This window comes from Halopelagius fulvigenes (genome assembly GCF_042662625.1).
GTDB classification, from domain to species: Archaea; Halobacteriota; Halobacteria; order Halobacteriales; family Haloferacaceae; genus Halopelagius; species Halopelagius fulvigenes.
Map to the genome: position 1 here is coordinate 1,408,022 of NZ_JBHSXH010000015.1, position 10,974 is coordinate 1,418,995.

The following is a 10,974-nucleotide window of genomic DNA, read 5'->3' on the forward strand; positions in this document are numbered from 1 at the left end:
CCGGAGTTTCCGGTCGAACGTGCAATTCCGGTGACGGGAACGCCGGGCGTCGGCGCTCAGTCGAGCCGTTCCACGTCGGCGAGAACGGCCGTCGCCGTCTCCGGGCCGCCCGCGCCGCGTCCGCTGATGTTCAACTGGCCGGCGTGGGCCGTCTCCAGTTGGACGATGTTCCGCGTCCCGGTGACCGACAGCGCGGCGTTCTTCGGCACGAGGCGCGGACCGACGCGGACGCCGCCGTCGGCCGTCGCCTCGCCGATGAGGCGAATCGTCCGCCCGTCCTCGGCCGCCAGGTCCAGCGCGCTCCCGGGTATCTCCGTGATGCCCTCGACTTCGGCGTCTTCGAGGGTGTACTCGCTGTCGTCCGAGAGCACGTTCGCGAGGATGACGCACTTCAGCGCCGCGTCGGTCCCCTCGACGTCGAAGGAGGGGTCGGCCTCCGCGACGCCGAGGTCCTGCGCCTCCGCGAGGACGTGTTCGTAGCCGAGGCCCTCGGCGGCCATCCGCGAGAGGACGAAGTTGGCCGTCCCGTTGAGGACGCCGCGCGCGGCCTCGACGTGCGAGGGACCGAGGTCCTCGACGGTCGAGAGGACGGGAATCGCGCCGCCGACCGTCGCCTCGAACCGAACGTCGCCCGTGCTCTCGCGAGCGAGCGACATCAACTCGCCGTAGCGCTCCGCGACCGGCCCCTTGTTCGCCAGCACGAGGTGCCGGTCGCGTTCGAGGGCCGCGCGCGCGTGGGAGAATCCGGGTTCCGCGTCGCCGAGCGTCGTCGGCGTCGCCTCCACCAGCACGTCGTACTCGGCGTCTACGGCGTCCTCGGGGTCGTCGCTCCCCACCACGCCCTCCGTCCGCTTCCGGGCGAGGACGGCGTCGGGGTCGAGGCCGTCCGCATCGACCGCCGCCGACGAGGAGTCGGCGAAGGCGGTGACGGTGTGACCGTACTCCGCGGCGAGTTCGACGACGGACCCGCCGACCGCACCCGCGCCGACGACGGCGAGGCGCTTTCCGCTCATGCGCTCCCCTCCGTGAGGGGTTCGACGACGTGCAGGTCCTTCTCGTCGGCTATCGTCCGAACGGCGTCTATCGCGGCCTGCGTCTCGCCCGCGCGGGTGGCGAGGCGGAGGCGGGCGCTCGAAACGTCCTCTCTACCCTCCGGCGCGTTGAGCGAGATGTCCGACAGCGACGCCGAACTGCACTCCTCGATGCGCCGGAGCGTATCCGAGAGGTCCGTATCGACGAGGTGGCCGATGAGGACGACCGAGAGTTCCTCGCCGTAGCGCTCCGCGCCCGCTTGGATGACGTTGACCCCCTCGTCCCGGAGGGCCTCGACGATGGTGTCGAAGCGGTCGGGCGGACACTCCAAGTCCACTTCGACGGGGATGCGGCCGCGGGGCGTCAGGTTCCCCCGTTCGTGGAAGATAGAGAGGAGGTTGCCGCCGTTGTCCGAGATCGGACGGAGCGCGGCGAGCAGTTCGCCCGGTTCGTCCACGAGTTCGAGGCGAATCGTGTGCGGCTGCGGCCGTTCGCCGCCGTCCGTCTCGGTGACCTCCTCGGGGTCGGCCGCCGGAGCGGACTCCTCGTCGCTCATCGTTCCACCCCCCGGACGCGTCGCTCGCCTGTTGTCGACAGGGAGCGGTCGGACTGTTGCTCCGTGTCGATGCGGCGCGGGAGGGAGGTCCCCGTCTGCATACTACCGACAACTCGTTGCTCGGCTTATAAGCCTTCGTCGATTGCAAATCTGTCCGGCGTCGGCCGAGCGTTCGCACGCGTGACGGATTCGGACGGGGGATAGCCTGAGAAAAACAACTCTGACGACCGGCCGTCAAATACTCCGCGCTGCACGGGCGACCCTCGTGCATGGGAAGTTTGGGCCTGAAGGAAGCGGTGGCGATGGCGCTGGGAGGGATGATCGGAGGCGGAATCTACTCCGCGTTCGGCATCGTCGTCGCCATCTCGGGGACCGCCGCGTGGGTCGCCTTCCTTGTCGCGGGGACGGTAGCGATGTGTGCGGGGTACAGCTACGTGAAGTTGAACGAACACGCGGAGGGCAACGGCGGCGCGCCGACGTTCATCCGGGAGTACGTAGGACAGGACACCCTCGCGGGGATGACCGGATGGACGCTCCTGTTCGGTTACATCGGGTCGATGGCGCTGTACGCCTACGCGTTCGCCGGGTTCTTCTCCGAGTTACTCGGCCGACTCCACTTCCTCGGCGTCCCGGTGGCGAACGTCGTCGCCGCCATCCTCATCGCCGTCTTCGTCGGCCTCAACCTGATGGGCGCCTCGGAGACGGGGAAGGCCGAGGACGTGCTCACGGCCTTCAAAGTCGCGGTCATCGGGGTCTTCGGCCTGTGGGGCGTCTGGTACGCCTTCAACGGCCGCACGCTTACGTTCGGGTTCGACCAGGTGCTCACCCCCAGTCCGGTCGTCGGCGCGGCGATGTCGTTCGTCGCCTTCCAAGGCTGGCAGTTGCTCCTCTACGACCAAGGGCAGTTCGACGATCCGGTCGAGAACATCAAGAAGGCCATCTACGTCTCCATCCCCACCGCGACGGCGTTGTACGTCCTGGTGGCGTTGACGACGGTGAGCCTCCTACAACTGTCGGTCATCGCCGTCGCGCCGGAGGTGTCGCTGCTCTACGCGGGCATCGAGTTCATGGGCCGCATCGGCGCGTTCGTCATCGGCCTCTCCGCGCTGTTTTCGACCGCGAGCGCCGTCAACGCGACGCTCTTCAGCAGCGCGCAGTTCTCCCGTGACCTCATCGACATGGGACTCCTCCCCGAGCGATTCGGCGGCGGCGGCGACGACGACATCCCGAAGAACATCGTCGTCGTCCTCGGCGTCCTCTCGGCCGCGTTCGCCGTCTACGGGAGTCTCTCCAGCATCACGTCGTTCGCCTCGCTGGCGTTCATCGCCGTCTTCGGCGGTATGAGTTGGCTCGCGTTCCACAAGCGCGACGACTTCGACGACCTGTACGCCGTCGTGCCCGCCGTCGGCGTCGTCGGGTCGGTGGTGTTCTTCCCCCTGCTCCTCTACAACCTCTACGTCAACAGTCCCGGCGTTTTCTACACCGTCATCGTCATCTCGATACTCGTCGTCGGGAGTGAACTGTTCTACTTCGAACGCGAACCGATCGAAGACCTACTGCCGTGGATGTCCACCAAGGGTGACAAATGATGACCGAAGAGAACCCGACGCTCGGTAGACGCGACGCACTCAGGGGTATTGCCGTCGCCGCGGGAACGGCGCTCTCGGGGTGTTCGGCCGAAGCCGTCCCCGGTAACGACTCGGGCGAGCAACTCCGGTACTCGATGGTTCTGCCGCCCATCACGCTCGACCCAATCGAGATGACCGACGCGTGGTCGGCGAAGGCGGCGAACCTCGTGTTTCAGGGGTTGTACGCGTACGACCGAGGGATGAACCGCGTCCCCGTCCTCGCCGCGGGGGAACCGACGGTGAGCGACGACGGGAAGACGTACACCGTCTCGCTGGCCGAGGGCGCAACGTTCCAAGACGGGACCGACGTGACGGCGGAGGACGTGAAGTACACGTACGAGGCGCCGATAGCCGAGGAGTCGCCGAACGCGTGGCAGGTGGAGATGCTGGAGTCGATAGAGACGCCGGATGAGCGAACCGTCCGGTTCGAACTCTCGCACCCCTACCCCGCCTTCGAGTACGCGCTGACGCGCAAGGTGGTACCGAAGAGCGTCCGCGAACAGAACGCGACGATGTTCGGGAAGCGACCCGACTCGACGGTCGGGTCCGGCCCCTACCGACCGAAGGTGTTCAAGCGCGGGAAGTACGTGTACCTGAACCGCTGGCACGACTTCTGGGGCGACGGCGGCGCGAAGATAGAACGGGTCAAACTCATCAACACGCACGCGGGCCTCGCGCGGTCGATGGCGCTGAAGACGGGTCAAAGCGACATCGCGGAGCGAATCCAGCCCAAGTTGTGGAAGGCCACGCGGAAGATGCCGAGCGTCTCCATCGTCCAACGGCCCAGTTTCAGTTCCTACTTCCTCGCGTTCAACTGCGGGACCGAACCCACCGCCGACCCGAAAGTCCGCGAGGCCATCGACTACCTCGTCTCGATGGACAAGTTCGTCGAACACATCGTCGGCGAGGGCGGCGAACGCCAGCCGAGTCCGCTCCCCAACCGCCTCGCGAAGGCGTGGAACTTCCCGCTCGACGAGTGGCGGGCCATCCCTCACGACAAGAACGCCGAGAAGGCCAAGGTGCTGTTCGAGGAGGCGGGCGTGAAGAACTGGTCGCCGAAGATAGTCGTCCCCCACAACGACAAGATGCGCGAGAAGTTGGCCAACGCCGTCGCCCACGGCCTGAAGAACGCGGGCTTCCGGCGCGCCCGCGTCGTCAAACACCACTGGAAGAAGTTCCGCGAGACGGTCACCTCCGGGAACAAAACGGAGTACGAGATGTACGTCGGGTCGTGGGCCGGCGGTCCGGACCCGGACACGTACCTCTATCCGCTCTTCCACTGGAGTCAGGAGGACGCCACCAACGGGACGTTCTACCACGAGGAGTCGGTGATGGAGAACATCCGGCGCGCCCGCCGGACGAGAAAACGCGAGAAGCGACGGACGCTGTACGAGGAGGCCATCACGACGCTCCTCGAAGACCGGGTCCACCTCCCGGCGTTCACCCTCGACAACAGTTTCGGCGTGAAGCGGCACGTCCGCGACTTCGAGGTGCATCCGATGGCGCAGTACAACCCCAGCCTCCTGGGCGGGCGCGGCGGCGACGGTCCGGTGCGCCTCCGCGACTGAGGACTGTCAAAGGCGGGGGCCGAGAGCGTCACCGCCGCGCCGCCGCCGTCGCCCCCGTCGAACGCGATATCCCCTCGGTGCGCTTCGGCGACGGTCTCGGCCGTCCAGCGAGACCGCTCCCGTGCGCGAGTCGGGGTACTCGTCGGGAGATTCTCGGGGGATACGGACGGCGAGAGCGGAGTTCGACGCGGAGCGGTCGCTCCGGGTCGGCGACGAAGAGAGAAGAACGTCGGAGACGGCTGCCGACGCTTAGATGTAGTCGATGGACTGCGGGAGTTCGAGCTTCATTCCCTTCCGCTCTCGGATCTCCATTATCTTCTCGCGCTGGAGGTTGTCCGAGAGGACGCGGAAGCCGGCGTTCTCGGTGTTCCAGGAGGCGCGGCCCTCGGTGGCAGATCGGATGTCCGAGGAGAAGCCGATCATCTCTTCGACGGGCGCGATGCCCTCGATGACCATGAGGTCACCCTCCTGGTACATGTCGTCGACGCGGCCGCGGCGACCCTGAATCTCGCCGGAGGCCGAGCCCATGTGCTCGGAGGGAACGTCGATGCGGACGTCCTGGATGGGTTCGAGGAGCTTGATGTCCGCGTCGATGAGCGAACGGTGGACGGCATCGCGGACGGCGGGGATGACCTGCGCCGGACCGCGGTGGATGGTGTCCTCGTGGAGCTTCGCGTCGTGGAGGCGGAGGAGCGACCCCTGCACGGGTTCCGCGGCGAGGGGACCGTCGTCGAGCGCCTCTTCGAGACCCTCGATGACGAGTTCCATCGTCTCGTTGAGGTGCTGGATACCCTTCGTGTCGTCGATGAGGATGTTCGTGCCGTGGATGTGTTCGACGTCCTGCGAGGTGTCCTTGTCCATGCCGGCCTCCTGCAGCGCCTCGCGGCGCTCCAGTTCGGGCATGTCCATCGAGACTTCGCCGCGCTTGATCTGGTCGACGATGTCCTCGCTGAGGGGTTCGACCGTGATGTAGAACTTGTTGTGGCGGTTCGGGGAGACGCCCTCGACTTCGCGGGACTGCGACTGCGGCATCTCGCGGTAGACGACGATGGGTTCGCCGGTGACGACCGGGATGCCCTGGTTCTTCTGGATGCGCTGGGTGATGACTTCGAGGTGGAGCTCGCCCTGTCCGCTGATGAGGTGCTCGCCGGTGTCCTCGTTAATCTCGACGCGGATGGTCGGGTCCTCCTTCGCGACCTGCTGGAGCGTCTGGATGAGCTTCGGCAGGTCGTCCATGTTCTTCGCCTCCACGGACTTCGTGATGACGGGCTCGGAGATGTGCTCGATGGACTCGAACGGCGTCATCTCGACCGAGGAGACGGTCGAACCCGCGATGGCGTCGCGGAGGCCGGTGACGGCCGCGATGTTCCCGGCAGGGACGCCGCGGTCGAGTTCCTCCCGTTCGCCGCCCATGAAGATACCGACGGACTGGACGCGGTTCTTCCCCGCCGTCCCGGAGACGTAGAGCTCTTGGCCCTTCTTGATGGTGCCGGAGAAGAGGCGACCGGTCGCGATTTCGCCCGCGTGGGGGTCCATCGAGATGTCGGTCACCATGAAGACGACTTCGCCGTCGTCGTCGACGTCGCGCATCTGGTGTGCGAGGTCCAACTCGTCGTCGCCGCGCCAGACGCGCGGGATACGACGGGGCTGGGCTTCGAGCGGGTTGGGGAAGTGCTCGGCGACCATGTCGAGAACGACGTCCGACAGCGGCGTCTTCTCGTGGAGTTCGCGGCGCTTGTCGGCGCGTTCGAGTTCGATGATGTCGCCGAACGACATGCCCGTCTCCTGCATCGACGGGAGCGAGACGCCCCACTTGTAGAGGGCGGACCCGAAGGCGACGGTACCGTCCTCGACGGAGACGGTCCAGTCGTCGACGTTGTCCATGTCTTGGGTCATCCCGCGGATGAGCTCGTTGACGTCGCCGATGACGTCGGTGAGACGCTGCTGCATCTCCTCGGGACCTTCCTGCAGTTCCGAGATGAGGCGGTCGACCTTGTTGATGAACAGCGCGGGCTTGACGCCCTCGCGGAGGGCCTGACGAACGACCGTCTCGGTCTGCGGCATCGCGCCCTCGACGGCGTCCACGACGACGAGTGCGCCGTCGACGGCGCGCATCGCGCGGGTCACGTCGCCACCGAAGTCGACGTGGCCCGGCGTGTCGATGAGGTTGATGAGGTGGTTCTTCCCCTCGTGTTCGTGCGTCATCGAGACGTTCGCCGCGTCGATGGTGATACCGCGTTCCTGTTCGTCCTCCTCGGTGTCCATCATCAGGCGGGTCGCCTCGCCTTCGTCGGCGATCATCCCTGCGCCCGCAAGGAGGTTGTCTGTCAGCGTCGTCTTTCCGTGGTCGACGTGAGCTGCGATGGCGATGTTCCGGATCTGCTCCGGTTTGTCCATCAGTTTCTCACACTCTTGTACAATCTTCTTTCGTCGGCCCATTATACAGCACCGTACCGGAAGGAGGGTCAAAAGGGTAGTGTTTTGCCGGTGGCGAAACGGCCGGATTCGACCGCCTCTCGCCCCGGTATGTCTATTTCTCACACAATCGTCGCGAGCGACGGGCGCGGCAATCGGGACGGCCGCGAGCGCGCCCCTCCGCCGCGTTCTCCGCTCGCCGCGGCGGCGTCGGCACAAGAGTCATACCCGCCGACCCCGTGATAACGGAACGCATGGATTTACGGATACGAGGGTCCGTACCGGCGGACCCCTTCTTGAGCGCCGTCGACCTCTTCGAGACGGAGTACGACCTCGACCGACCGGTACACGTCGACGTCCGCGAGGACCCCGACGAGCGCACGTGGGCCGCCCACTACGAGGACCGCCACGTCCTCAACATCTCGCGGCAGGCCGCCACGAGTGCGATGGCCCGCGAACTCGTCCTTCACGAACTCTCCCACATGGCTCGCAACGAGGAGCGACACGCCTCCCACGTTCAGTCCACGGAGGAAGCCATCTTTCTGGCGCTGTCGGGGAGTTCGGTCGAACGACGAAAAGTCGCACACTGCTATCAGATAGCGAATCACATGAAGGACATCTACGCCGACGACATCACGCTGTCTGTCGCCCCGGCGGAGAAGCTCGTCCACTTCCTCGAGTCGGAACTGGCGCGGGCGCTGGCGGCCAAACCGGGGCCGTCGCCGTGGCCCGACTCCAGGCTCGTCACCGCCGACGCCGACCCCGAGATAACCGCCGTCAACGCGGCGTTCGCCCTCGCCCTCGTCGAACGGCACGACCTGGTCGACGAGAGCCACCGGCTGTACGACCTCGCGCACGCGGCCGCCGACGACGCGCCGACGGTCGAACTGGAGACGTTCAAACGCGAGTTCAGATCGCTCGCCGCCGACCCCACGGAGAGCGACTACCGAAAGGCGCTCGTCGACGTGACTCGACAGTACGCGGTCGAGACGGCGAACCGAGCGACCGCGGCGGACTGAGAGGCGGCGAACGGCGTCGCAAGCGTCGCGAACGCCGCGTCTACCACTGTCGAGGCGCGAAGAGAGAGAGAGGGGAGACGGAGAGTCGAACTCGGAGTTTAGCGGGCCGCTTCCGCGACGCGCTCGGACTCTTCCTTCTGGTTGATAGCGTACGACTGCACGTCGTAGTCCGCGGCGGCGACGAGCTGCTGGGCGAGCGCTTCCGCGGCGCTCGTCTTCGACTTGTAGGACGCGTTCTTCGTCCCCTCGGCGATGAACATCAGCGCCTGATCGACGCGACGCTGGGGCGCGACGTCGACGGCCTGCGGGACGGAGATGCCGCCGTACTTCAGGCGGACCGTCTCCTCGCGCGGGGCGGCGTTCTCCACGGCGCGGACGAGAATCTGGATGGGGTTCTCGTCGGTGCGGTCGTGGACGATCTCGAAGGCGTCCTTCGTGATCTTCATCGTCTTCTGCTTGTCGCCCGTGTTGTCCTCGGTCTGCATGAGGCGGTTGACGAGGCGTTCGACGATGCTTATCTCGGACTTCTTGAACTGCTTCGAGGCGTGACGGCCCATCGTGTGGGCGATGGGAGTGACGTTGATGTACCGCTCCGTCGAGGGGTCGGTGTACTCGATCTCGGTCACGTCCCAGACGCCGAACAGTTGCGCGTTCGATGCCGCTTCCTCGCTGTCGGCCGGCGCGTCCGGCTCGGGTGCGTCGCTCTCAGACATGTTAGCGCACCGGCTTCTCTGCGTTACCGCGGACGAGTTCGAGCATCGCCACGCCGTTGACCTTGTCGACCTTGTAGTTCACGCCCGAGAGGTCGCCCATCGCGCGACCCTTCGCACCGCCGATACCGGCGATGGTGACCTCGTCGTGCTCGTCGATGAACGAGATAGCGCCGTCACCGGGGCAGAACGCGGTGACCTGCTTCCCGTTCTTGATGAGCTGAACGCGGACGCACTTTCGAATCGCCGAGTTCGGCTGCTTTGCTTCGATACCGACCTTCTCCAGCACGATACCGCGAGCCTGCGGTGCGCCTTCGAGGGGGTCGGACTTCTTACGGAGACCACGTTCGCGGCGCGCGTACTCGGAGTCGGACCAGCGTCGCTTCTGCCGGTCCTGCTTGAGTTTGCGCGCGGCGTATTTGCCGTTCGCCATAGTGGACGTGTCTTCCCGATGGAGATACTTAAGCCTCCCTTTTCGAACCGTGCGAGACGCCCGCAGGTTCGATTAGCACCCCCTAAGAAGGGATCTGAGGGCGTTTCGCCGATCGGAGTTACGCGCTCTCCGGACGGCGTAGGTCGAAAGCGCTTCGGAGAAGTCGTCTCGTCGGGGTCGGTGGGGGACGTTGGGGTTCGACTAGTTGTCGCCGGACCACCTCGAACGACTCTCGGTGTCGCCGTGCGTCACGTCCACGGGGTCTACCACCCGATGGTCGGCGGGCGGCGACACCGGCAGGTCCCACTCGTCGCAGGCGCGCTTGAGTCGGTCCGCCACCTCGCCCTGCACTTTGGGGACGTTCGCCTCGCGGGGGTCACCGACCCAGTACGTCACCTCGACCCACACCGAGTCCTCGGAGAACTCGTCGACGTTGGCGGTGGGACGCGGCCGTTCTCGGACGCCCTCCGCGCCGAGTGCGGCGCGTTCCAATACCGCCGCCGCTCGATCGACGTCCACGACGTACCCGAACGGGAGTCGCTCGGTGAACGCGACGCGCCGCCGGTTGTACGGGCGGACGACCGTACTCGCGGAGAGTTCGCTGTTCGGGATGGTCACTTCGTGCCCCTCGATGGTCCGCAGTTGCGTCGTCCGGTACCGGATGGCGACGACGACGCCGGTGTACTCGTCCCACTCGATGTGGTCGCCGACGTTGAAGTCCCTGTCCGCGACGAGGAAGACGCCGCTGACGAGGTTGCCTATGGCGTCCTGCCCGGCGATGCCGAGTGCGACGGACGCCCCCGCGACGACGATGGCGGACCGGGTGAGCGAAGGACCGTACCCCGCGACGGAGACGGCGGTGACGAACGCAACGATGGCGACGAACGCGACGAAGTAACGCCCCGTCGCCGCGGTCAACGTCTCGTTGTTGGGGTTGCGCCGACGGACGACGCGCACGACGGCCGGGGTGACGACGTACCGCCCGACGAGGTAGACGACGGCGAACGCGACGACGGCGAGGACGTACTGGTCCACCGCCTCCGTGGCCTCCTCGACGGGGACGTCCGGCGTCGCCTGACCGACGGTCGCTCCGAGCATACCGCTCAGTTCACGAGCGAATCACAAAAGTGCGGTCGCAGAAGAGGAGTCGCGGGACGACGCCGCGAAGGCGAGGCGGGCGGCCCCGCCTCAGGTGAGTTGGATGTCGTCGATGTCGTAGTGCCGTCGCGCCAGCGTGCGCGCCGTCTCGATGTTCTTCCCCTCCTTCCCGATGGCGACGCCGCGGTCCTCGTTCGCGACTTCGACGTAGGCGACGCGGTCGTCCTGCTGAGAGATGGTCACGTGTCGAACCGCCGCGGGCGCGAGGGCACTCGCGACGAACGCCTCGGACGTGTCGGCGTCCTCGACGAGTTCGACCGACCGACCGATCTTCTCTTCGACCTTCTTGACGTTCTGCCCGCCGGGGCCGATGGCTTGGCCCATCTCGCCGGCGGCGACCAGGATGACCACCCGGTCGTCGAACGTCAGGCAGTCTCTCGCCGTCGCGCCCGTCTCGTCCTCGAAGAGGGCGATGTACCGGCGTTCGGCGTCCGACAGCGTGACCTTCATCTTTC

Annotated in this window: 10 protein-coding genes; 3 read left to right on the plus strand and 7 right to left on the minus strand. The window is 66.4% G+C overall.

Annotation, left to right across the window (positions count from 1 at the left end):
* Positions 1-56 precede the first annotated feature (56 nt).
* Both ACFQEV_RS17480 and ACFQEV_RS17485 read right to left on the minus strand, forming a co-directional pair.
* Positions 57-1,013, minus strand: coding sequence for a homoserine dehydrogenase (locus tag ACFQEV_RS17480; protein ID WP_379698825.1), 957 nt, complete (start codon positions 1,011-1,013; stop codon positions 57-59).
* Entirely contained in the window at positions 1,010-1,588 is a 579-nt protein-coding gene (locus tag ACFQEV_RS17485; protein ID WP_379698827.1) for an amino acid-binding protein, read from the minus strand. The genes ACFQEV_RS17480 and ACFQEV_RS17485 overlap by 4 nt, the downstream gene beginning before the upstream one ends.
* 269 nt (positions 1,589-1,857) lie before the next feature.
* On the opposite strand from ACFQEV_RS17485, the gene ACFQEV_RS17490 reads away from it, so the two are divergent.
* Both ACFQEV_RS17490 and ACFQEV_RS17495 read left to right on the plus strand, forming a co-directional pair.
* Positions 1,858-3,177 carry an APC family permease gene (locus tag ACFQEV_RS17490; protein WP_379698829.1) on the plus strand — a complete coding sequence of 440 codons (1,320 nt, stop codon included), beginning with the start codon at positions 1,858-1,860 and terminating at the stop codon, positions 3,175-3,177.
* The gene (locus ACFQEV_RS17495) at positions 3,177-4,784 is read left to right on the plus strand and encodes an ABC transporter substrate-binding protein (protein WP_379698831.1); all 1,608 of its coding nucleotides are present in this window, start codon (positions 3,177-3,179) and stop codon (positions 4,782-4,784) included. The genes ACFQEV_RS17490 and ACFQEV_RS17495 overlap by 1 nt, the downstream gene beginning before the upstream one ends.
* Before the next feature lie 249 nt (positions 4,785-5,033).
* Here the strand turns inward: ACFQEV_RS17495 and ACFQEV_RS17500 are convergent, their stop codons facing one another.
* A complete protein-coding gene (locus ACFQEV_RS17500) occupies positions 5,034-7,223 on the minus strand; it encodes an elongation factor EF-2 (protein ID WP_379698833.1) in 2,190 nt (729 codons plus the stop codon).
* A 230-nt stretch (positions 7,224-7,453) separates the two neighbouring features.
* On the opposite strand from ACFQEV_RS17500, the gene ACFQEV_RS17505 reads away from it, so the two are divergent.
* Positions 7,454-8,218, plus strand: a complete 765-nt coding sequence (locus ACFQEV_RS17505; protein ID WP_379698835.1) for a DUF5781 family protein — start codon at positions 7,454-7,456, stop codon at positions 8,216-8,218.
* Positions 8,219-8,316: 98 nt separating this feature from the next.
* Here ACFQEV_RS17505 and ACFQEV_RS17510 read toward each other — a convergent pair whose 3' ends face one another.
* From ACFQEV_RS17510 to ACFQEV_RS17525, 4 genes are all read right to left on the minus strand, one after another.
* Positions 8,317-8,931, minus strand: a complete 615-nt coding sequence (locus ACFQEV_RS17510) for a 30S ribosomal protein S7 (protein ID WP_379698837.1) — start codon at positions 8,929-8,931, stop codon at positions 8,317-8,319.
* Position 8,932: 1 nt separating this feature from the next.
* The gene (locus ACFQEV_RS17515; protein WP_092538117.1) at positions 8,933-9,361 is read right to left on the minus strand and encodes a 30S ribosomal protein S12; all 429 of its coding nucleotides are present in this window, start codon (positions 9,359-9,361) and stop codon (positions 8,933-8,935) included.
* Positions 9,362-9,562: 201 nt separating this feature from the next.
* The gene (locus ACFQEV_RS17520; RefSeq protein ID WP_379698839.1) at positions 9,563-10,459 is read right to left on the minus strand and encodes a mechanosensitive ion channel family protein; all 897 of its coding nucleotides are present in this window, start codon (positions 10,457-10,459) and stop codon (positions 9,563-9,565) included.
* Positions 10,460-10,549: 90 nt separating this feature from the next.
* Complete coding sequence (locus ACFQEV_RS17525; protein WP_379698841.1) at positions 10,550-10,969, minus strand: NusA-like transcription termination signal-binding factor; 420 nt, start codon at positions 10,967-10,969, stop codon at positions 10,550-10,552.
* Positions 10,970-10,974 lie beyond the last annotated feature (5 nt).